Below are 23,678 nucleotides of genomic sequence, written 5' to 3' on the forward strand. Positions count from 1 at the left end.
CATATAACGATATTGGGGATGATACATATGTACGATGTATTGGTTATCGGAGCTGGACAAGCAGGCTTGGCAGCAGGTTACTATCTTCAGCAGTCGGGGTTAACCTTTTTAATCGTTGACGCTGCTTCATCTATCGGAGAATCTTGGCGTAAACGGTACGATTCCTTGCGTCTTTTCACCCCACGAATGTATGATGGCTTACCGGGAATGCCTCTTAGTGGAGATAAAAATAGCTTGCCAAGCAAAGATGAAATTGCAGATTATTTTGAAAGTTACGCTAAAAAAATGGATCTTCCAATAAAGTTAAACTGTAAAATCTCTCGTCTCACGAAGCAAGATGAGGTGTACTATGCTGAAACCAATGATGGAACGATTGAAGCGCGCAATATTATCGTTGCCACGGGGCCTTTCCAGACCAAAAATGTTCCTCATTTTGCGAAAGCATTATCCGAGCATGTGATTCAGCTTCACTCATCAGAATATAAAAATATGTCTCAATTGCTTCCTGGAACAACAGTAGTTGTAGGCGGAGGGAATTCAGGTGCCCAAATCGCCGTAGAGTTGACATCAGATGATAAACAAACCGTATACATATCCATAGCTCGAAATATTACCTTTAGGCCTTTGCATATTATGAGACGAAGTATATTCTGGTATTTTGAAAAGCTCGGAATATTACGTGCAAGTGCAGATCGTATGGTTGGAAAATGGTTGAGAAATCAGCCTGAGTACGTATATGGCTATGAGTTAAAAGAATTGATGACCCAGGGAAAAGTTAACCTGCGCCCACGTGCCATTAATGCAATAGATGACCGCATCCTATATGAGGATGGTAGTGAGACACGAATAGACAATATTATCTGGGCGACTGGGTTTAAGCGAAATGACGGTTGGATCGATATCGATACTGCTTTTGATTCCCAAGGTGTAATTTTACACGAGAGAGGAGTCTCGCCGGTTGCTGGACTGTACTTTATAGGGCTACCTTGGCAAACATCACGAGGTTCAGCATTGTTGGGATGGGTCAAGTACGATGCTCAGAGAATCGTTAGTCATATCAAAGGTAAGTCACATTATACTAAAATAGATGCTAGGGATGATTAGCAAATATCATAACTCACATTTTTGGGTATATTCCTAAAAGGAGGGATATTATGAAATTATTTAAACTGCCAATGATTCTTTGTGTTATAGTGCTTGTATCTATTGTCTCAGCTTGTGGTGCGGATGATAGACTACACGGAAAGAGCGATAACTGGGATGTTTCTCTACAGAGATCAACAGGGAGCTATAGTATTACTTATATAGGTGATGAAAAGCGTATAAAGGATTTTGTGTTTGACCTTACCGGCAATAATATAAAACAACAGGGGAAAGCGCTTGAGGAACAAGGGGTACCGTTCAGTATGTCGGGAACGGTTACTGAGGCGGAGAAAACGAAAGACCCGATTACCTTTAAAATGAGTTGGAACAATCAAAGCGAGATTGTAACTTTTGAGTAACTCTCGCATGCGGGAGGTGTTCATCATTGGACTTATGGCAACTATTAATCACCTGGATAGGCATTGTTTGTTGGATTCTCACTTACAAAGATAAGATCAGTAAATGGATACTGTACCCTGTATCGCTTTTTTGTATAGTGATCACTTTAATTTTTTGGCTTACTAATCAATAAAATAGGAAAATGTTAGATCAGAGACTGTGACTACTGAATTATCCAAAGAAAGTACATATCACATGTTAGGCCGTTCCTTCACGGAGCGGCCTTTTGCACAATCGTATCTTATTTCGCAACAGTTATTTCAAAAGTAGTGTGATCAGAATCCTGTACGCTGAAGCGATATTCCAATCCGTTGCGAATAGTCGCTCCATCAAAATCAGACTGATTCACATCACGATCCAATAGACCGATATCCTGGATGGCATCTTGTGCATCGTTATACGTGTACTCACTATTGGTTGTGAGAATGAGTGTGGCGATAGCAGTCAAGAAAATTCCACCTGTTGGTTTACGCGTATCACCAGTTGCGGACAACCTGACTTCCTGTATGCTCTCATCTGCATTCACTGTACCAACCAAACGCAACTCGTCATTGAATACATACTCGAAAGTGCCAGTGCCCTGCTCGGAAGAGTCTTGTATATTCAAGCGGGTAATACTCAAACCATTCAGTCGGTATTTGCCTACGGCGCCATTAAACTTGTTTTTAAATTCATCGGTAGTCATATGGAGGCCAGAAAGTTTAATCTGGGATGAAGGGGTCTGATCTATTTCAGACTGAGTAGAGTTCGAAGATAAATTCAGCATGCCATACAAACCTATTGAAGCAATCGCAAAACAGGCCGTTGTTAGAAAAATAAATCTGATTGGCAACCTATTACCTTTGCGAATAGACAAGATCATCCCAACAACAAATCCCAAGAAAGCGATCAAGCCAAAAATGAAGAGAGTGGTAAACAGATATTGCAAAGTCTCACCTCGTAATAGAGTAATAGCTGGTACGAATCTTTCTTGCATCTCATTCATTGTAATGTTCCCATGACAAAGTTCAAACTCATACTACTAACCACTCATTGCCCCAACAAAAAAAGCACTGCCGGCATGCTGCCAGCAGTGCTTGCTTGATGTTATACAGGTCTTACCGTAAAGGTGAAGTGATACGCGCGGTTGGCTGGCAAGGTGTATTCGACATGGGTACGTGCGCTCCAGCTGTCATCTCCGCCAACACCCATTTGTTTGTAATTGATGCGGGCGACAGTCTGTGTGCTCTGAGGTAATTTGTACACATGGTCGTTTGCTTCCAGTTCTTCCGGTGTCCACGGCAACGCATTAATTTCAAAGGGTATAGTGGCTTCAACATGAAGGCCAAGCTGACCATCTTCTGACGTAATTTCTGCAAAACGTACATCCGTTTTGTTACCACACTCTTGTGGTTTCAGATATGGAACAAATTGATCTCGAACCGCACCTGTGTAATAACCGAGACGTGCACTGGTCAGACGGTCTGCATAATTATCATGCGGGCCTCTGCCGTACCAAGAGATTGTATCCAAGCGGTTAATCAGTTGTAGCAGCATACCAAATTCCGGTAGATCAGGTAAGCCTACGCCTGGAATAAGGGTTTGACTGATTTCCAATACACTATCCGCATCAATTCGGTATGTGATGGACAGCGTACATCCCGGATGTTGATCCCACGTATAATCGGTAGTTACGAGAATACCTTGCTCGTCTGCATGGTGCTCAAAGCGAATTAATCTGCTGGTAGCGTGAGCATCTCTCCAGAAGGCAGAACGCTCATTCAGGCGGTTCCCCATATCATTGTCTGTCATGGCTCTCCAGAAATTCGGCCGGACAGGTGCGAGCAATTGCTCCTGATTGTTAATCTGATAGGATGTTAACGCGCCAGTGGCTGGATTGAAGCTCAACGTGACTTGGCCTGTAGTCACTTTCAATTCATCTTGCAGATCCTGTACCTGCGGCGCATTGTCTTGTCCTTGACGTATCGGTTGGATTGGACGCAATCTCGGAGATACCACGAACTGATCCCAGGCAATCTCATGACCTACTCCTGCCCATTTGGTTGCCACTTTGGTAACCAGAGATACAGTCAGCACCGCTTCCTGGAACAGATCGGAAGATGGCGTATAAGGGATTCGGACTTCAACCGATTCGCCAGGAGGTACCGCGATATCCAACGTACCGTTCTCTACAGATTTGCCATCGTGAGTTACTGTCCATACGAGCGAATATTCGCTCAGATCCGTGAACAGGAACTGGTTTTTGATGCGCAGCAGGCCGTCTTTGACATCAACGGTTTCCATACGAACGTTCTGATAACATTTCTTCACTTCTTCCAGCTTTGGTGTAACCGTCTTATCCGCCAGAATCAATCCGTTCCCGCAGAAATTGCCATCATGAGGAGATTCACCGAAATCGCCACCATAAGCAAAATATTCTACACCGTCTGCCGTAGTGGTACGAATGGACTGATCAACCCAGTCCCAGATGAATGCACCCTGCAACACATCATATTTATCGAACAAATCCCAATACAGATGCAGACCTCCACAAGAATTACCCATGGCATGGCTGTATTCACAGATGATGTAAGGCTTCTTAGGTCCCTTCATGCGCGCGTATTGCTCCACATCTTGTGGGCTGATATACATCGTTGATTCAATATCGCTTGCCGAATCGGAAGGGCGATAATGGAAGGTCCCTTCATAATGAACGAGACGGGTTGGATCGACTTGTTTCAGATAATCGTACATGGCGATGAAGTTATCGCCGCCGAAGGACTCATTACCCAGAGACCAGATAATAACGGACGCATGGTTTTTGTCCCGCTGGAACATCGAGTTACAGCGATCTATTACGTTATTACGCCATTCCGGCTTGCTCGCGGGAATATTGTTCTCGTTCATTTCCTTTTGCCCATATTCCCAGGTACCGTGAGTTTCCAGATTCGTTTCGTCAATGACATAGAGGCCATATTCATCACACAGTTCGTACCAGAGTGACTGATTTGGATAATGGGATGTACGCACCGCGTTAACGTTATAGGACTTCATCAACTCGATGTCACGGATCATGTCTTCCCGCCCAATGGCTCGACCCTTATCCGGGGAAAATTCATGACGATTGACGCCTTTAAATACAATGCGTTTGCCATTGATTTGCATCAGGCCGTCCTTCAGTTCAAACTTACGGAATCCGATCCGGCTACGAACTGCTTCCAGTGTTTCGCCTGATTCGTCATGAATGGACAGCACAAGTGTATACAGGTTAGGGGACTCAGCGCTCCATAGTAGCGGCTTCATAACCTCTGCTGACAACTGGAATGAAAGTTCATCCTCGCCCTGGAAAGTAACGGCCGCAGTAAGTGGCTGCTTCAGTACAGTCTGCTGCTGTGCATCATACAGCTGCGCCTGAACGGACAATCCGGCAGTATTCTGCGCGGCATTATGATTAAATAATTTTAAATCCAGCAGTAGCTCCGCATCCTGATACGCGTCATCCAGTTCAGTACGAACAAAGAAATCGGCGATCTGAACTGGTGAAGGTGAATGCAGGTATACACTACGGAAGATTCCGCTTAACCGCCAGAAGTCCTGATTCTCCAGCCAGCTCGCATCACACCAGCGATATACCTCCACAGCGAGCTTGTTCTCACCTTCCGTTAGATACGAAGTGATATCAAATTCTGCGGGTGTGAACGTGTCTTCACTATAACCGACGAGTTCCTCGTTGACCCATACATAAAAGGCGGATTCAACACCCTCGAAGTGCAGCAGGACAGGACGGTCTTTCCAGTCAGCAGGAACAGTAAACGTGCGGATGTACGAACCCACCGGATTATAAGTTGTTGGTGCAAATGGTGGCTTCAATTCAGGCTCACGCTCGACCCACGGATACGTCATATTTGTATAGTGGGGATAATCGTACCCTTGTAGCTGCCAGTTAGAAGGAACGGCGATCTCGTCCCAGTCACTGGCATCATAGTTGTTCTCATAAAAGGATGTAATCCGTTGCTCCGGTGTCTCCGCAAAGGCAAACTTCCACGGACCATTCAGTGATTCGTACCATGGCGATGCGCTGGAATCATTGGACAATGCTTCTGTTATAGATGGAAACGCTACCATAGAAGCATGTGCGGGTAGACGGTTTACTTGAAAAGTCTCGGGATTATTGTTCCATTCCGGGTATCCATTTGCCGGAGGGGTGTGTACCAGTTTCTTTCGCATAACAGCAACTCCTTCTGAAATGTTATAATATTGTCATTATAGAATTGAATGATGACTTAGAGAATAAAGAATATTGCCCATATATATCACAATATGAAACTAACGATGGAGAAAGTGGTGTACTGGATGGATACCCGGATTTTTTTTGGTAAAACAGAAGAAGCTGCTCGCTTGCCGATCTATATGACCACGGTTGGTTACTGGGAACACCAATATGAAACCGAGCGTCCAGAGGGATTCCCGGATTATCAGATCCACCAGATTATTCATGGTCAGGGGAGACTGATCATACAAGAAGACGAGTATATCGTCGGACCGGGTGACGTTTTCTTTCTGTATCCCGATGTTCCGCATCGATATATGCCCATCAGTGAACGCTGGGAGCTGGCGTGGGTCTCGTTTCAGGGGAGAGAGGCCAGCCAGTTATTATCTTATGCGGGGATAACCGGTTCACGCGTATGCAGACTCAGGACAGCCAAGCTGCTGCGTGGGCTGGAACAACTTCTGGTTAGAGGAGAGAATGGAGGGGATACGGATTACGCAGATTACGATGTGGAATGCTCCAAACAATTATATGCCCTGCTGCTGGACCTGAAGCCACTGCTCATCGCATCCGGCAATTATAATGATGAACTGGAGCGCTTGAAGCCTGTGCTGCGTTATATCGCAGAGCATCTGGATCGTTCACTATCGTTGAAGGAACTGGCCGATGTGGCTGTGGTATCTCCCCAATATTTGTGCAGGCTGTTTCAGAGGGCACTCCATACCAGACCTGTATTTTACGTGAACCAGGAACGGATCAATCGAAGCAAACAACTGATGTTCAGTGAGAGAGAGCTTCGAATCTATGAAGTTGCTGATCGGGTGGGCTACGAGAACGCCAGTTATTTCTGTGCGATGTTCAAAAGGCATACAGGCATGAGTCCAGAGCGTTTTCGCAAACTGCACGGACTGAATTGATGGAGTTACAATTTTAGTGCTCCACTCGCGGTAGGAGCAACAGAGTATACTTCGCTTAAATGACATGCCAGATACACCTTCATCCAACCCTCGGAATCGTTCAGATCAACACCTAGAATCTCCTCTATTTTGCGCAGGCGCAGATACAACGTATTGGTATGAATATGCAGACGTTCGGCTGTGGCTTGCACAGATCGATTCGCGGCAATGTAGGTTTTGAGTGTGAGTTCAAGCTCTCCTGATTTTTGCTGTTGAAGAGGGGACAGAATTTCGTGAATGTAGTTCTCGATATCGGAAGGTTCCTGGTTCAGAAACAACCGATTGATCCCGATTTCTTCGTAGAGCATCAGGCCCGCTTTGTTTTGTTTCAGCAAAAAGGACAATGAGCGTGTAGCCTCGTCATTGCTTTTGGACACATACTCAAGCCCTTGATACAGTCCACCGATGCCGATAGATAGGGCAGGAGTCTTGGAGGTGGTCCATTTCTCCACAGCCGTTTCCAGCCTGCTGATGATCCAGTGTCTAACCTTGGGCTCGGATGCCGCAGCCAAAATCGTAATTTTGTGATGTGCACTGAACAATAGATGTTCGCGGGTGCCCAGCTCCTTTTCGATAAATCCGATCAACTTGCGCACCCAATTTTCAGTTGTTTTCATGTCGGGATATTCCCCATAGAGCTGCAATTGAGCGACGAACAAGGACTGATGGGCTGGCAACTGAAAGCTGGAAAGTCGTGCCTCCAACTGCTGTGGTTCTCTATATTGCACGAGATCGCTGAAGAAATCATGGTTTTTCCGATAGGACATCTCGGTGAGTGAGTAGGTATTCACCATCTCCAGCATCACAATAGCTCCGCCTTGTTCCAAAATCACATGATCCAACTGACCTAACGGATGATCTAATTGGATGGCAAAACAGCCAAGCACCAGAGATCCGTTCACAATGGGATAGAGGTAATAATCGCTATGATCCGTTCCACCGGATAAGGTGATGGGGTTAAACTGACTGTCCAGAGCGGTATAGATATCGAGCTCACTTAGCAAGACACTTTCCGGGATGAGCGGGTACCAGTCATTTCTCGCCATGTCCACATAATAGGTGGGAAGTTTCAGCATCGACCCAACCGTCTCAATGATATGTCCGAGGCTCACATGTTCAATGGAAAGTGCCGTGAATTGATTATGAATTTCATTTCGGCTAACGAGATATCGGTTCGTCTCCAGCAGTTCTGAATACATGGTGGCGTTGGAGATGGCAATGGCTGCCTGATCCGCAAATCCCTGCATCACATTCAGATCATGTGGGGCAAATCGTCTGTTTTGTTCAAATTGGTATACCAGCATTACACCGATTTTGTGAGTATTCATTGTCACGGGAACGGCGATAAGTCCTTTTGCCATAATACCGTCAGGCAGTGAACTTACAATGATATCCGCATTCTCCTGACTAACATTGCTCATATCTTTAAAGGCATCATCCGGTGTGCTATACATTCGGCCAATGCCTTCCTCGTATACTTTTCCCGTAATGCCCTCATCCAGCTCGCCCTGATATTGGTACACACTATCCTGAAAACCGACTTTGGCTCTAGGAATCATCTTGCCAGAGTCCGGATCAACCATCATGAACAGTCCGCAGGAAAGGGAGGGGATGACATGGAGCGCATTCTCCATGATTTTGAGTAACAAATCGTTCAGCTCCAGGGAACAGGTCAGCTCCCGCAGTCCGGTCAACCATCGATCATTGTGTGCACGTTCCTTCTCAATCTGTTGCTTCAGCAGTCCTTCCCGAATCAAAGCCTCCAGACGTTCACTCTGTAGCAGGGTAAGTTGTTTCTGGGTATCGATAACCACACGAATGTTGATGTTAGACAAAAAAACAAACGTGTACCTGAGAATCTTCCAGGATGACTCAATCTGTTCTTGATCTGTATATTCAGGTAGCTCTCCTTCACGCAGCCAGTTATTCCACTGGAAATCATATTCATCCTTGATCCAAATTCCGTACGGAACAGACCCAAAGACTTGAACCATAAATGAGCGAACCGCTTCATGAATCATAGCAAACGTACTCCTTTTGTGTTCACATGGCAAAATGCTTACATATATAACATGATCTTCACTATGCTGTGTGATTTATATTTTATATTGTGTATATCACCATAATTAATATTAGAATGCTGTTGCTATCAACAATGACATTATACATTTGCAACTTATATAATGTCATTAACTTTAACACGATACAATTTCATCGTAGTAAAACAGTAGAGCTGTAAATCGAACAGATATACGTAATATTTAAGTTCAACTTAACTTTTTACACGAGCACGGAGAGGACAGAAATAACGTGAAGAAGCAAAGCGTTCGCCTAAAAGCTTTCGCAAGAAAGCTACTTCGGAAGCATAGGCTATCCCCGGATTTTCCCTTTGGAGAAGGGAATCAAAAAAAATCTGGGGATAACAGCGATCGGAAGGTTATTCTGTCATCGGAGTGGTCAGTGTAAATATTCTTTAGTTGAACTTACAACCAAGTCTGAAAATGAGGTGGAGTACAGATGAGTCAAATTACTGCTTTTGTAGGTGCATTGTTGATTGATGGACAAGGTGGAGAACCTGTTTCCGATAGTGTGGTCCTGGTTGAGAACGGGAAATTCATAGCAGCGGGTGCAAAAGCAACCGTTCCAATTCCGGAACATGCCGAGCTTGTTGATGTAACAGGCAAAACGGTGATGCCAGGATTAATCGATGCCCATGTCCATGTACACGGGGCCAAAAATCTGAATATGGCTGCGGTGGCGCTGGAAGCCAATGAACTTCAGATGGGAAGAGCACTTCAGGATCTGCCGAAGCTGATCAACGCAGGATTCACAACCGTCAGGGATGTCGGTAGCCATGTTGCTGTATACATTCGCGATCTGATCAAGGAAGGTGTGGTGAAGGGGCCGCGGATTAAAACTTCCCGTCATATGCTCTCTCAGACGGGTGGGCATGCAGATATCCATATGATCCCAACGGAACTGAATATCTTCACCGTATGTGACGGCGTTCCGGAAGTCATTAAGGCAACACGCACGCAGTTCCGTGAAGGGGCGGATTTCATTAAAGTGTGTTCCACAGGCGGTGTACTTTCGGAGAAAGATGACCCTCGCTGGTCGCAATTCCGCATGGATGAGCTGAAGGCGATCGTGTATGAAGCGGAAGCGGTACAGTCTTATGTGGCTGCACATGCGCAAGGTACACAGGGGATCAAAAATGCGTTGGAAGCGGGCGTACGCACCATTGAACACGGGATCTACATTGATGAAGAAGGCATTGGCATGATGCTGGATCAAAAGGCGGTTCTGGTTCCAACGCTGGCGATTGTACATCGGATCATCAAAGAAGGGCATAAATACGGTGTTCCCGAATTTGGCATCCGCAAAGCCAAAAGTGTATATCAGGAGCATATTGAGAACATGATTATCGCACGTAAGGCAGGCGTAACCATTGCAGTAGGGACAGACTTCTGCACGTGTGCACCTGTTGAGCATGGGGGGAATGCACTCGAACTTCGATTGCTTGTTGAAGATGTTGGATTTACGCCGATGGAAGCGATCGTAGCCGCAACAAGAGATGCGGCGAGAGCGATGCAGATGGAAGCGGAGATCGGTACGATTGAGCCTGGCAAAGCTGCTGATCTGCTGGTATTGAATGTGAATCCGTTGACGGATATTGGACTGCTCGAAAACATAGAGAATATCGAACAGGTCTATTTATCGGGTGAGCGCTTGAAATAAGAAAGATGGTTCTACGTGTACTGAACTGACAACATAGAGAATGGGGAGAAGCCACCATGTTTAGTCAACCGATATATATCGCCACAGTATTGCTTGTTATTTTAGCTATAGGGGAACTGGTTTCGATCTGGTCCAAAGCGCGAATTCCTTCCTTGCTTGTTATTCTGATCGGATATTTGCTGCTGAACTGGGCGGGGTTATTTCCTAAAGGAGTGGTATCCAGCTCTGCTCTGACGGCGTTCGGGGCTCTCATGGTGGCTCCGCTGATTGTACACATGGGGACATTAATACCGCTGAAATTAATACGTTCCCAATATAAAGCAATACTGATCTCATTGTTCGCATCACTCACGGCGACAGGTCTTATCCTGTTAATCGTATCACCGTTCTATGGTTATCCTACGGCTGTTGCCGGATCAAGTCCGGTTGTTGGTGGCATTATCTCTTATCTGATCACAACCACGAAGTTGCAGGAGATGAATCTGGGTCATCTGATTACAATTCCGGCTGTTATTCTGGGTATTCATTCCCTCGTGGGGATGCCGATTGCAACCAATATGTTGCGCAGATATGCGTTGAAACTGCAGAAGCAGGGCGCTTTTGAGAACAAGGTTGCAGGGGAAGGCCATGTGAACATTAAAGAAGCGAATGCCAAAACATTCCTTCCACAGCGATTCCAGACCGCACCTATTCTGCTGTTGCTCTTGTTCATTATGGGGAGTCTCTCCATTTATCTAGGCAATGTAACCGGACTTAGCTACAGTATCTGGGCTCTGTTGCTTGGGGTTCTCGGACATCTGATCGGACTGTTCCCATCTCGTATTCTGGATAAAGCAAGTACATCGGGAATTGCCATGATAGGTCTGATCGTAGTCGTTATGACAAGTATGGAGTCGATCACTTTTGATGCGGTGGTTAGTTCCATTATTCCAGTGTTGTTCATTATCGCAATCGGTGTAATTGGGGTGCTGATCGGTGGATTTGTTGGCTCCAAGCTGTTCAAATGGGACCCGCTTAAAGGTCTGCCTGTGGCACTGACTGCACTATTCGGTTTTCCGGGGGACTACATTATCTGTGAGGAAGTAAGCCGTTCAGTTGGACGTGATGAAAATGAACGCAAAGCCATCCTCGATGAGATTTTAACGCCGATGCTGGTAGGTGGATTCACAACGGTCACAACAGCATCCGTGTTAATTGCGTCCATACTGATCAAGACACTTTAAGAGGTTGTCAAAAACGGTCTTTTTGAACACGCACTATAAGAAAAATTGATGTTCTTTTCATCCCAATTTCAGTTTCCATTAAGGTTGGGAAGGTAAGATAAGTCTTGTAAACCCCTTCTCGTGTTAAATAGATGTGTGACTGGCCCTATCGGATTGTCCTCCGGTAGGGCACTTTTTTTCTTCATTTCTGCGGTTGATGGTATGATAGATAAATACATAATGTGTAACCAACTCTAGTGACCGGAGGATGGAATTGTGGATCACAGTTTGCACCCGTTGTTTAAACCTATTCAGATGAATGGAACGTACCCTAACAGTTATTATGTTGAGAAAGTACCTGCTGCTGGTCTGATGGCTTATGTGGCCTGTTATTGGGAATCAGGATCTCTTCCGAACACACATGCGGATGTTGCTAAGAGAGAAGGTCCAGAGCGATCGATGATGACGGTACCTGCCCGGGTATTACCGGATGGTTGCACGGACATGCTGATTACATACGACCCGGTCTGTTCAGAGCACTCCTATGCTTACTGTGGCAATTATACACAGCCGTTCGCTGTACCTGAGCCAGCCGATGATGGTTCCCCTGCTGGAGACTACACCTTTGGTGTCCGGTTCTTCCCGGGTGGAGCGCATGTCTTCCATGGCATGCCTCTGGAGTGGTTTACGGATAAGCGAATTGCCCTTCAGGAATGTTGGCCGGAGGAGCTGAACGAGCTTCAGGAACGGATGTCCGAAACGAATCATTTTGCAGAGCGAGTAGAGGTTATGAATGCGTACTTGAGTCCGTTGCCTGTGCAGGCAAGCACATCGGAGAACGATCTGATGAAAAACGTGCTGCACCGCATCTTTATCGATGGGGGACGTATGAGTGTCCAAGAGCTGGCGATGCGTGAAGTGATCAGTGAGCGGCAGTTGCATCGCAAGTTCTCGGAATGGGTGGGAATCAGCCCCAAGCGATTCAGTGAGGTGGTTCGTTTTCATCGTGTGCTGAGTGATATTCATCAAGGGAACACGGCAGACTGGGCAATGCTTGCCCAGAATCATGGATTTTTTGACCAAGCCCATCTAATTCGGCAATTTCGCAAGTTTTATGGAGAGACTCCGCTGACGGCAGCCAGGGAGCATGGCAGAATGTTGTCCGATTTGTACAATAGATCTGTAGCACCTTCGGTTATACTGAATTCGTGAGAATAAAAGATAAGGGAGACATCATATATGAATGGAACATTGCAGATTCGGGATCACTTGTTAAATGAATTGGAAACAGGCGTACGGACGGGGGCTTCGTTAATTCGCTTGATCCGTTCGGAGGATTGGTCGTATCGTCCACAGGAGAATATGCGTTCAATGGTGGAGCTAGTGCATCATTTTATCCAGATTACCGCATCCGATCTTGCTATTATGCAGGAAAAAGGTGAAGCTGAGGTTGGGCTGGTGGAGAATAGTCTGTCGGGGATTGAGGATATCGAGAAGCTTGAAGCAACATTATGGAGCAATTTCGAATCCTACAAAGCCTATATCACGGGATTGAGCGAAGACGACTTTTTGAATCGTTCAACAAAAGCTTTTTATATGGAACATGGTCACTTGCAGGTTCAATGGCAGATTGAAACGGTAACGCATGTATTCCATCACCGTTCGCAGCTGTATAACTATCTCAAGCAGCAGGGCCATGAACTGAACTTTTTCATGCTGTATGCGTAATTAAACCTGTAATATTAAAGTAAGCTTAGTTGGCTCCACCGGATGGTCCGGTGGGGCTTTTTTGCGTACATTCGTCTATCAATCTATGGAGTCTATCAAAATTGGACATTATGACCCTGGTAATTCACCGTTGCTTTAATAGATTTCAAGCATAGAATACCGTATCAAAGCAAAAAGGAGGTGAATTCAATGGCCATCCTTTTACCGATACAAAATTACAACCTTCCTGCCGGAGTAGGCAAGTCCTACTACGAAAACCTGGCTGGAGGCACAAATGCCAGCGCTACAGTGAACAACTTTGGACCTTTTCCGGTATCTCTCGTGATCACACGTGTTAATGCACCAGTAGTCACTTACGTTGTTCCTGTAAACAGCAGCCTTACCATTTCTGCAGGTGGAGTTCTGGTGTTTGCCTTGTTAGCTAACCTTGGAGGCGCAGCTTCCGGAACAATTCAATTTGCCGTAGGTGATTTGTAATTGATGTAGACTGGAATGGAATGACCTCTGTCGGACATCTTGTCGGCAGGGGTCTTCTTTTTTTTATGGATATACATAGATTTAAATTAATTAAGTGGCTTGTTTACTTTGGCGTTCATTCGATTAATTTAAGGTATAAGCTGCACGTGAACTGGTGTTGGCATACAGGAGGTTAGTGGATGATGAATAGAACAATCTTATTTGAAACGGAACGGTTGGAATGTGCGACTTGGAATGAAGGAGATCGTGCGCTGGCGTTTGCATTGTGGGGCGATCATGAGGTTGCCAAATGGATTAGCAGCAAGGGATTTCTGAGCGAGGATGAAGTAGAAGCGCGATTGACACAGGAGATTCAAAGGCAGAAGGAAGCGGGGGTGCAATATTGGCCCCTTTTTGAGAAAGAGTCGGAGGTGTTTGTCGGTTGCTGTGGCCTGCGTCCGTATTCTCCTGAAGAGGAGATCTATGAATTGGGATTTCATCTAACCCGGGATCACTGGGGGAAAGGGTATGCACAGGAAGCGGCACGGGCGGTAATTGGTTATGCCTTTGACACAATGAATGTGAATGCACTGTTTGCCGGGCATCATCCGGATAATGAAGTATCACGTCACATCTTGATCAAGCTAGGATTTGAGTATACAGGTGATGAACGTTATGAACCGACAGGAAAGATGCATCCATCGTATGTGCTGCGAAAATAAGAAACCCCCGACCAATGAAGGACAGGGATTGAGGGCATCCGGTTTCCTCTTTCTTATAGAACAAGTTCATTCGAAACAATCCGATGTGCGGTGACGATTTGCCCGGTGCTGTCTTTTCCCCACACTGAAATTTCAGTTGATGCAGCTGCGCCTCCACCCGTTGTGAATACATATTCGTATCCATCCAGGTTGGCATAGTAGGTTTGAGAGAAGACTTGCCCGGGGGTCAGATTAACGGATTGCAGCACATATAAGGTCCTCGTTCCATTCAGGAAATAACCTTCAATGAGTACATTGGACGTATTGATGGAATCGGTGTTGACCATTTTGATGGTGACCTGTTGTGTAGGCCTGCTGCCACCGGAGAGGTTGTTCTCGATCGGGCCTGTAGAAAGGACTGCCATAGGTCCAACTCCTTTTTTATGAATGACTTTTTCTGAGAAAAGCTAGAATAGCATATGCTAGAATTGACAAAAGCGTTTGGACAGAGGGATATATGTACTGAATGAAAAGGAGGAACTGAATCTTCTGTCCCAAGGAGATAAATGTTTTCATGCTTTTTTTATTTCGCTTTCAGCTTCTATTAAGGTAGCAGAGGTAAGATAAGTCTTGTAAACCCCTTCTCGTGTTAAATAGATGTGTGACTGACCCCGCCGGGCGCCGGTGGGGTATTTTTTTGTTTTATTTTCAAATAAACAAAACTAAACAAAAATAAATTAAGGATTATTTCTGTGTTTGTTATTGACTACCAAAGATAAACAAAGGTATAATGAATGTGAAAAAAGGAACTTACTATGTACGTGGCAAGCCATATTATTTTCAATATAAGGAGAGATTGATCATGAACGTGACCCTTACCAATGAAAAAACGCAGGCTGCAGGTTTCCATATCCCATTCGTCCGTGAGATGGCTGAGATTACACAACATATGTGGAAAAATGGCTGGGATGAGCGCAATGGCGGTAATGTCAGCTATCTGCTGGAGGAAGAGGAAGTTGCCCAATATATCGATATCCATCATGTGATTCGCAAGATCAAACCGGCATTTTCGGTGCATGAGATGGCAGGCAAGTATTTTATCGTGACCGCATCGGGCAAATATTTCAAAAATGTACTCGCTGATCCGGAGAGTAATCTAGGGGTGCTGCGTGTATCGCAAGATGGACAGGAGCTGGAAGTGCTCTGGGGATTGAAGTCGGGCGCGAATCCAACAAGTGAGTTGCCTACACATTTCATGAGCCATATCGAACGTTTGAAACTGGACCCGAACCACCGGGTTGTCATGCACAACCATGCCACTCATGTATTGGCTATGACGTTTATCCACGAATTGGATGAAGCAAAATTCACGAAGACGCTGTGGCAGATGTGCACGGAGTGTGTGGTTGTATTCCCGGATGGGATCGGCATTATTCCATGGATGATTCCTGGATCAAACGAGATTGGACGCGAAACGGCTGAGAAAATGAAAGAATACCACGCAGTCATCTGGCCGCAACATGGCATCTTTGGAACAGGAACAACGATTGACGAGGCATTTGGTCTGATTGAGACGACCGAGAAGGCAGCCCAAGTGTATATGCTGGTCGCTGGTCACGAGATCCGGCAGAGAATTACAGATGAGCAGCTGACCACACTGGCACAAGCGTTTGGTGTTACCCCTCGTCCCGGAATTCTGAGCAGTTAAGGAAAGCTGTATTGTTTTATAGTCAACGCATAGATAAGGAAGTGGTCTTTGGTTCATTGAACCAAAGGCCATTTCCTTTTTTTTGACGAACAATCGTCATTTTGGTTCAAAAAAGTTCAAATTGCTGAACAAGAATGGCTTTGTTATCGATTATTGAATCGTAGAATGCATTATCACGCGCTGGCGAAATTCGGGTGAAATGACGTATTGTCAACGGCTCTGCGATTTTGCATAATAACAATGCTTCACAGATGAGAGACGGAAGGAAGTTATGATCATGCTTGGCAAAATGAAGAGAATCTTAATAGGCAAGCCCATGAAATCGGCTGAACTGGATGGAGAAAAATTGGGGAAATGGAAGGCACTCGCCATCCTGTCCTCGGATGCCCTATCGTCCGTTGCCTATGGTACGGAACAGATTTTGCTGGTGCTCGTTGCGGCCGGATTCGCCGCCCTGTGGTACTCCGTTCCGATTTCTATCGCCGTGCTGGGATTACTCGTCATTTTAATTTTTTCCTATCGCCAGACGATATTTGCTTATCCAACAGGGGGCGGCGCTTATATCGTAGCCAAGGATAACCTGGGTACAACATCCAGTCTGATTGCCGGAGGATCTCTGCTGGTCGATTATATTCTGACCGTTGCGGTAAGTTCGTCCGCAGGGACGGATGCGATTACGTCGGCTTTTCCTATGCTGCATGACTACAGTGTTGTGATTGCTCTGATTATGATTGTTTTTCTAACCATTATGAATTTGCGGGGAGTGACGGAGTCAGCGTCTGTGCTGGCGATCCCCATTTATCTATTTATCTTTTCGATTGCGGTTCTGATTATCTCGGGTGGAATCAAATTTCTTGCCGGGGGGATGGAAGCAGCTGCACCTGAATTCGGAACAAGTCTATCCCATGTGAGTATGTTTCTGTTGTTAAAAGCATTCAGCTCCGGTTGTTCGGCCTTGACTGGTGTGGAAGCGGTAAGTAACGCGATCCCAAACTTCAAGCAGCCTGCCGAGAAAAATGCCGCGGGTACATTACTGCTTATGGGTTGTATATTGGGAGCCATGTTCATCGGTATCACCTTGCTGGCTTATGGGTACGGAGTGAAGCCTGATCCCAAAGCAACGGTCATTTCCCAGATTGCTGAAGCGACGTTTGGCAGGGGCACGATGTATTTTATCATCCAGGGTGTGACGGCACTGATCCTGTTCCTCGCAGCCAACACAGCTTATTCGGCTTTTCCGCTGTTATCCTTCATGATGGCAAAGGATAAATACATGCCGCATGCATTTATGGTCAGAGGAGACCGCCTTGGTTTCTCAAACGGGATCATTTTCCTCAGTGTGATGTCTGCGCTGCTGGTGGTCGGGTTCAAAGGGAATACGGAAAGCCTGATTCCGCTCTACGCGGTTGGGGTGTTCATTCCATTTACCCTGTCACAGCTCGGTATGATGATTCGCTGGATCAAAGTCAAGCCGTCTGGCTGGCAGATGAAGTTGCTGGTCAATACCGTCGGTATGCTGACTACACTATCGATTACCCTGATTTTTATTTTCACCAAGTTCACGCAGACATGGGTCATCTTTATCTTTTTGCCGTTCGTTGTGTATGTGTTCATGCGTATTCACCGTCACTATTGCAACATTGCAGATGAGCTACGGATTGATATTCAGGTTGATAAGCCAGCCAAAAAAGGCAATACGATAGTCATTCCTGTTGCGGGCATTACCCGGGTCGTTATGAATACGATCAGTTACGCCCAGACGATGTCGGATCACGTGGTCGCGCTGTACATTGGATTTGATGATGAGGCGATACGCAAGATGGAGCAGAAGTGGGAAGAGTGGAATCCAGGCGTTCGTCTGGTCGTGATCAAATCGAGATACCGTAGCATTATGGGGCCGCTGAAGAAATTCATTGATACAGTAGAGTGGAAAACGGCTGAGACCGATCACATCACCATATTGATTCCACAATTCATCACCAAGCACTGGTGGCAAAATGTACTGCACAACCAGACCAGCTTCATGATCAGGGCCTATCTGATCAATTACAAAGACGTGATTGTCACCACGGTGCCATATCATCTTAATCGTTAACTCGAACGGTTAATCGCTTTACCTCGTTTGGAAGATTTACAGATTATTGTAAAATGAGTCGCTTTTATTAATAGACAAACGTTCATATTCCATTTACACATCAAACCGCAGGGATATCTCCAAACAGGGGAGTTCCTGCGGTTTTTTGTCATGAAATCTAATTCTAATTCCGGCGTAGAGTTGATCCCTGGTTCCGTAAAGTCCCTTGTCCATGATTAACGTTACGTTGATTCAGAATGAATTTTGCTGTGACATTCGACTCTTACACTAGATAACGTGGTGCTGAAGTTGATCTAACATTTCACACACACTGAATGCGTGAAACAAGGGGGAAGAAAATCCGATGAGTGAGCTTGATAACCGGATCAGCTTGCCCGCCGCCAAACGGCGCGTATCCGGTACGAGTGCGCGCCGGACAGCCTCGCTGCGTGTGCAGCGAATGCGGGAGAATCTGCTGGCCTATGGTTTCCTGGCACCATCGCTGCTTTTGTTTGCAGTGTTTCTGTTTTACCCGATGTTTAAGTCCGTGTACCTGAGTCTGCATTCCACAGATCCGACGGGGCAGATTGCGGCTTATGTAGGACTGGATAACTTCAAGGCCGTGTTCCAATCAGGACTGTTTATGCAAGGGATGAAAGTGACATTACTATTTGTACTGTTTACAGTGCCTACGGGCATGCTGGCTGCTCTGATTCTGGCTGCACTGACTCACAATCGATTTAAGGGAATGCGTGTATTCCAATTTGTATTCTCTCTGCCGGTGGTGTTGTCCGTCGGTTCATCAGCGGTCATCTGGAAGTTTCTATTCCATCCGACCCTGGGCATGCTGAATTATCTGCTTGGCAAAGTAGGCATCGATCCAATTCCCTGGCTTACCAGCCCGGATTGGGCATTGATCTCAATCTCCATCATGACAATCTGGATGAACCTTGGATTCAACTACATTATTCTATCCAGTGGTTTGGCGGGCATCCCGGATGAGATCTACGAGAGTGCCAAGATTGACGGAGCAGGACCATTGCTGACGTTTCGCAAAATTTCGATGCCGCTACTGTCACCAACGTTATTTTTTGTTACGGTCGTATCGATCATTGGCGCTTTTCAATCGTTCGGTCAGATCAACATTCTAACCCGGGGTGGCCCGATGGACAGTACAAATGTTTTTGTCTATTCCATCTATCAGGAAGCCTTTGTTAATTTCCGCTTTGGTACAGGTAGTGCGCAGGCACTGATTCTGTTCGTGGTGATTATGTTGCTGACCCTGATCCAGTTCAAATGGGTAGAAAGGAAAGTGCATTACCAATGAGTGCGACATGGACCAAAACGCTGTTGTATGTATTACTGACGATCTGTGCGGCGCTTGTGCTGTATCCGGTGATGTACACCTTTTTCATGGCCGTGATGACGCCGGAAGATGCGAGTGCTTATCCGCCGCATATCATTCCAAATTCAATCGATCTGTCCAACTTTAGCGAAGTATTTGATATTGTTCCGATCGGTCGATTTATCGGCAATACCTTTCTTGTCGCAGGACTGACAACGCTTGGTCAATTGATTACAGCGAGTATGGCAGCCTATGCTTTTGCGAAAATGCAGTTCAAAGGCAAAAACGTCATCTTCAGCATGTTTGTCGCCACCATGATGATTCCATGGGAAGTGACGATGATCCCCAACTACCTAACGGTTCGCAGTTGGGGCTGGCTAGATAGTTACCAGGGGCTTACCGTGCCGTTTCTGGCAACGGCGTTTGGTACATTCCTGCTAAGACAGTTCTTCATGCAGCTACCCAAGGAATTGTTCGAGGCGGCGAAGATCGACGGTTGTGGTCATATTCGCTATTTCATATCGCATGTCTTGCCTTTGTCCCGTCCGGCACTTGGAACACTGGCAATCTATTCATTCTTAAGCATGTACAATTCGTATCTCTGGCCGCTGCTGGTGACAAACACACCGGAAATGAGAACCGCACAGATCGGAATCTCGATGCTGGAGTTCCAGGAATCCACAGCGTGGAATCTTGTATTTGCCGGAACAGCCATGGTCATTCTACCATCCTTACTGCTATTGATCTTCGGGTTGAAACAGCTTGTCCGCGGAATGGCCGCAGGCGCGCTGAAGGGGTAGGGAGAGAAAGTTTTACAACTATTTAATTGAATTGAAGTGGAAACTCTGAAGGTTTTGATCTAAAGATTTTAATTTAGAGGTTTTGAATTAAACCTTGTATCTTCTTACAAGGTCCACGGTTTGGATACCAGGAGCGAATAAAATGAGGCTCGTGCTTCAAATAAAATGTTGAAATGAACGATGGTAGTAGTGGAGGGGACGAAATCGATTCTGAAGAAGCAAAGCGTTCGCCTTTATCCCCGGATTTCCCCCTTTGAAAGGGAATGAAAGAAATCCGGGGATAACAGCGATCAAAAGAACGATTCGTAACCGTAACGGCCACACCGCGTCATCCCCAAGATTTTATTGTACGCGAGCCATATAAAAGGAGAGCGATTTCGTTTGAAAAAAAGAGGAACATTCGCATTAATGCTGGCTGCACTCATGTTGGTCATTTCCGCTTGCGGAACAAAAGCTGAAACAAGTAGCCCGGCAAGTGGAGCACAAGCAGAAGCGGCCGCAGCTGAAACAACACAATTGACGTGGTGGCATTCCATGTCTGGCGCTGGGGAGAAAGCCATTAACCAACTCGCTTCCGATTTTAACGCTAGCCATCCCGACATTCAGGTGAAACCCATCTATCAAGGGAAGTACGATGAAAGTCTGAACAAACTCAAAGCATCCATGGGCTCAGACAGCGGTCCAGACATTATCCAAGTCTATGAGATTGGTAGCAAGTTCATGATCGATTCGGGCATGATTACGCCAGTACAACAGTTCATCGACAAGGATCAGTTCGACCTGTCCCAACTGGAGCCAAACATCATCCGATACTACACCATCGATGGCAAATTGAACGCCATGCCGTTTAACACATCCAACCCGATCCTGTATTACAACAAGGATATGTTCAAAGCAGCAGGTCTGGACCCGGAGAACCCGCCGAAGACGTATGAAGAGTTTGAGCAAGCAGCAAAAGCACTGGCGAAAGACGGTAAGCCAGGTGCATCCATGGCGATCTACGGCTGGTTTATGGAACAGTTCTTTGCAAACCAGAATGCAGATTATGTAAACAATGGAAACGGAAGAAATGAAGCAGCTACAGAGTCTCTGCTGAACTCCGAAGCTGGAGGGAAGACTTTAACGTGGTGGAAAAAGATGATTGATGAGAAGACCCTCTCCAATCTGGGACGTAGCACAGACGATACAACAGCAGCATTTACCGCTCAGCAAATCGGTATGACTCTTGATTCCACAGCTGGCCTGCGTAAAATCGTAGAAGGTTCAGGTGGCAAGTTTGAACTGGGAACAGGCTTCCTGCCTCGTCCAGCGGATGCCAAAGAAGGCGGCGTTGTAGTGGGTGGAGCGAGCTTGTACATCATGAATAACAAATCGGAAGCGCAACAGCAAGCGGCGTGGGAATTCATCAAGTACTTGGCTACACCAGAGGTACAAGCGAACTGGAGTGTTGCGACAGGATACTTCCCTATTACGACAGCAGCCTACAATGAGCAAGTATTAAAGGATAATATGGCGAAGTACCCGCAATTCCAGACAGCAGTCGATCAATTGCACGCTTCGGCCGATTCGACAGCAACATCAGGGGCATTAATGGGTGTATTCCCGGAAGCCAGACAACTTGTCGAAGGAGCGATTGAAACGGTCCTGAATGGACAAGGTACACCACAGGAAGCATTGGATGCAGCAGCTAAACAAATTACAGACAAGATTGCGCAATATAACAGCACGGTGAAGAAATAATTTAATTCATATCCATGTTGAATGCAGTGATTAAGCTGCATTCAATTTTTTCGTTTTACTAAAAAGAAAGACTAACATTTTTTGTTAATGATTCCGAAATAGAATAGGAAGCTGAAAGGGGTATCCCAATACATGGATTCATGAAAAGTAATGGACAATATTAAAAATAAGAAGGAGTACAAGTGAATGAAAAGACTAACGCTTCTAATGATGGTATTTATGTTGTTGTTTGTCTCAAGTGTTTATGGAGAGGAACTTAAAGTTAAAAATATTGAACTCATCCCTAATACTACAGTTTCGGTCGGTTCTAAGATTAATCTTAATATAGTTGTTGTGTATGATGACGAAAATTCAATACATAGCGATAACGATCCATACTACAGAAGAAATACAGGTCTTACAAAAACAGTTTATACGATCAGTGAACCTCATATACTTCAAGTGCTGAGCACTGGGATGGTAAAGGTAATAGGTGTAGGTTCTTCAACAATTACTGTTAAAGTCGAAAATGTTGAAAGATCAGTTACTATTTCAGGTAGTTTGGATGAAGCAATTGATGGAGGATACATAAAAAATGGTGTGACTCTTGTTCCGATGAAAGAGGTATTTAAGGCACTGGGAGGGAGTGTTAGTTACATTGCTCAACAGGACGCCTTCGAGATTAAAGTTGGTTCTACCAAACTAACTCTCCCGAAAACGGGAACAAAAGCAACGTTAAATGGAGAGCCATTAACTCTCAAGTCCCTGTTGCTTGTTCAAAATGGCGTAACTTTGTTTCCTGCTTCTGTTCTCTCAGATGCTCTGGATGGAACTGTGACTTATAACTCTAAAGCTAAGCAGATGCAAGTATCCATTGGTAAAGGTAAAATGACTATTAATATTGAACAACCTCAAAAACAAAACAGTGTAACAGGAACAACTCCAACAAAAGGGAAACTTTATGCTGTGCCAGCTACTGGAGATATGAAAGGGTGGAGCATTCTCAAGGGTCATCCTTACGAAAAAAGCATCCGTGTGTACTTCAAAATCAATGGGTCAAATGTACAAATATATACTAAGGATATAAGGAAGGTAGATCTGAATAAAAAAGTAACATGGACCGATTTAGAGGGGAAAAAACACACGAATACGGTAAAACAGTTATATACTGTTTTTGGGGAATTAAGTAATGAATATACTAGTGACATACTATATAAAATGTTTGGAAAAACATATTCAGACTGGATCGGGTCAACTTCACTGAATGCAGATCGATACGTTGACCAATACTTGGAGCAACAAGGATTAATTGAACCCTATGGAAGTAATATTACTTTGACACCAGACACAGAAGTGTATTGAAAACCGTCTGTAACATTTCGAAAAAGTGAAATTAGTATCATTTTTCATATTTTATATTATCCCACAAGAAAGTCTCTGAGAGTAATTGGAGATGTTCT

19 protein-coding genes are annotated in these 23,678 nt (G+C 45.3%); 15 read left to right on the plus strand and 4 right to left on the minus strand.

Annotation, left to right across the window (positions count from 1 at the left end; translation table 11 throughout):
- Positions 1-18: 18 nt before the first annotated feature.
- Both V6668_RS06885 and V6668_RS06890 read left to right on the plus strand, forming a co-directional pair.
- On the plus strand, positions 19-1,104 hold the full coding sequence (locus tag V6668_RS06885; RefSeq protein WP_338708005.1) for an NAD(P)/FAD-dependent oxidoreductase: 1,086 nt from the start codon (positions 19-21) through the stop codon (positions 1,102-1,104).
- Positions 1,105-1,154: 50 nt separating this feature from the next.
- Entirely contained in the window at positions 1,155-1,502 is a 348-nt protein-coding gene (locus V6668_RS06890) for a hypothetical protein (protein WP_338708006.1), read from the plus strand.
- A gap of 281 nt (positions 1,503-1,783) precedes the next feature.
- Here the strand turns inward: V6668_RS06890 and V6668_RS06895 are convergent, their stop codons facing one another.
- The gene (locus V6668_RS06895) at positions 1,784-2,374 is read right to left on the minus strand and encodes a hypothetical protein (RefSeq protein ID WP_338708007.1); all 591 of its coding nucleotides are present in this window, start codon (positions 2,372-2,374) and stop codon (positions 1,784-1,786) included.
- A 254-nt stretch (positions 2,375-2,628) separates the two neighbouring features.
- Positions 2,629-5,748, minus strand: coding sequence for a glycoside hydrolase family 2 TIM barrel-domain containing protein (locus V6668_RS06900; RefSeq protein WP_338708008.1), 3,120 nt, complete (start codon positions 5,746-5,748; stop codon positions 2,629-2,631).
- Between the two features lie 105 nt (positions 5,749-5,853).
- Here V6668_RS06900 and V6668_RS06905 point away from each other — a divergent pair, with 105 nt between their 5' ends.
- Positions 5,854-6,708 (plus strand): AraC family transcriptional regulator, encoded by an 855-nt coding sequence (locus V6668_RS06905; RefSeq protein WP_338708009.1) that lies wholly within the window; start codon positions 5,854-5,856, stop codon positions 6,706-6,708.
- Positions 6,709-6,713: 5 nt separating this feature from the next.
- Here the strand turns inward: V6668_RS06905 and V6668_RS06910 are convergent, their stop codons facing one another.
- Complete coding sequence (locus V6668_RS06910; RefSeq protein ID WP_338708010.1) at positions 6,714-8,768, minus strand: helix-turn-helix domain-containing protein; 2,055 nt, start codon at positions 8,766-8,768, stop codon at positions 6,714-6,716.
- A 496-nt stretch (positions 8,769-9,264) separates the two neighbouring features.
- Between V6668_RS06910 and V6668_RS06915 the strand changes: the two genes are divergently transcribed.
- The 6 genes from V6668_RS06915 to V6668_RS06940 all read left to right on the plus strand — a co-directional run bounded on the left by V6668_RS06915 (position 9,265) and on the right by V6668_RS06940 (position 14,593).
- A complete protein-coding gene (locus V6668_RS06915) occupies positions 9,265-10,485 on the plus strand; it encodes a metal-dependent hydrolase family protein (RefSeq protein WP_076327284.1) in 1,221 nt (406 codons plus the stop codon).
- A 56-nt stretch (positions 10,486-10,541) separates the two neighbouring features.
- On the plus strand, positions 10,542-11,708 hold the full coding sequence (locus tag V6668_RS06920; protein ID WP_036668987.1) for a hypothetical protein: 1,167 nt from the start codon (positions 10,542-10,544) through the stop codon (positions 11,706-11,708).
- Positions 11,709-11,963: 255 nt separating this feature from the next.
- A complete protein-coding gene (locus tag V6668_RS06925) occupies positions 11,964-12,899 on the plus strand; it encodes a helix-turn-helix domain-containing protein (RefSeq protein ID WP_338708011.1) in 936 nt (311 codons plus the stop codon).
- Between the two features lie 27 nt (positions 12,900-12,926).
- Positions 12,927-13,415 carry a DinB family protein gene (locus V6668_RS06930; RefSeq protein ID WP_338708012.1) on the plus strand — a complete coding sequence of 163 codons (489 nt, stop codon included), beginning with the start codon at positions 12,927-12,929 and terminating at the stop codon, positions 13,413-13,415.
- Between the two features lie 189 nt (positions 13,416-13,604).
- On the plus strand, positions 13,605-13,892 hold the full coding sequence (locus V6668_RS06935; RefSeq protein WP_253506327.1) for a hypothetical protein: 288 nt from the start codon (positions 13,605-13,607) through the stop codon (positions 13,890-13,892).
- A gap of 179 nt (positions 13,893-14,071) precedes the next feature.
- Positions 14,072-14,593 (plus strand): GNAT family N-acetyltransferase, encoded by a 522-nt coding sequence (locus V6668_RS06940; protein ID WP_338708013.1) that lies wholly within the window; start codon positions 14,072-14,074, stop codon positions 14,591-14,593.
- A 53-nt stretch (positions 14,594-14,646) separates the two neighbouring features.
- Here V6668_RS06940 and V6668_RS06945 read toward each other — a convergent pair whose 3' ends face one another.
- Positions 14,647-14,997 (minus strand): hypothetical protein, encoded by a 351-nt coding sequence (locus tag V6668_RS06945; protein WP_036611232.1) that lies wholly within the window; start codon positions 14,995-14,997, stop codon positions 14,647-14,649.
- 437 nt (positions 14,998-15,434) lie between these two features.
- On the opposite strand from V6668_RS06945, the gene rhaD reads away from it, so the two are divergent.
- The 6 genes from rhaD to V6668_RS06975 all read left to right on the plus strand — a co-directional run bounded on the left by rhaD (position 15,435) and on the right by V6668_RS06975 (position 23,580).
- Positions 15,435-16,280: a rhamnulose-1-phosphate aldolase gene (gene rhaD / locus V6668_RS06950; protein WP_338708014.1), complete on the plus strand. Its 846-nt coding sequence runs from the start codon at positions 15,435-15,437 to the stop codon at positions 16,278-16,280.
- Positions 16,281-16,557: 277 nt separating this feature from the next.
- Complete coding sequence (locus V6668_RS06955) at positions 16,558-18,375, plus strand: APC family permease (RefSeq protein ID WP_282319086.1); 1,818 nt, start codon at positions 16,558-16,560, stop codon at positions 18,373-18,375.
- Positions 18,376-18,814: 439 nt separating this feature from the next.
- A complete protein-coding gene (locus tag V6668_RS06960) occupies positions 18,815-19,681 on the plus strand; it encodes a carbohydrate ABC transporter permease (RefSeq protein ID WP_372238423.1) in 867 nt (288 codons plus the stop codon).
- Positions 19,678-20,499 (plus strand): carbohydrate ABC transporter permease, encoded by an 822-nt coding sequence (locus V6668_RS06965; protein WP_336759487.1) that lies wholly within the window; start codon positions 19,678-19,680, stop codon positions 20,497-20,499. Before V6668_RS06960 ends, V6668_RS06965 begins: the two co-directional genes overlap by 4 nt.
- Positions 20,500-20,880: 381 nt before the next feature.
- Positions 20,881-22,239 carry an ABC transporter substrate-binding protein gene (locus V6668_RS06970; protein WP_338708015.1) on the plus strand — a complete coding sequence of 453 codons (1,359 nt, stop codon included), beginning with the start codon at positions 20,881-20,883 and terminating at the stop codon, positions 22,237-22,239.
- A 186-nt stretch (positions 22,240-22,425) separates the two neighbouring features.
- On the plus strand, positions 22,426-23,580 hold the full coding sequence (locus V6668_RS06975; protein WP_338708016.1) for a copper amine oxidase N-terminal domain-containing protein: 1,155 nt from the start codon (positions 22,426-22,428) through the stop codon (positions 23,578-23,580).
- Positions 23,581-23,678 lie beyond the last annotated feature (98 nt).

The sequence above is a fragment of the Paenibacillus amylolyticus genome (assembly GCF_036894225.1).
In the GTDB taxonomy this organism is placed as follows: domain Bacteria; phylum Bacillota; class Bacilli; order Paenibacillales; family Paenibacillaceae; genus Paenibacillus; species Paenibacillus amylolyticus.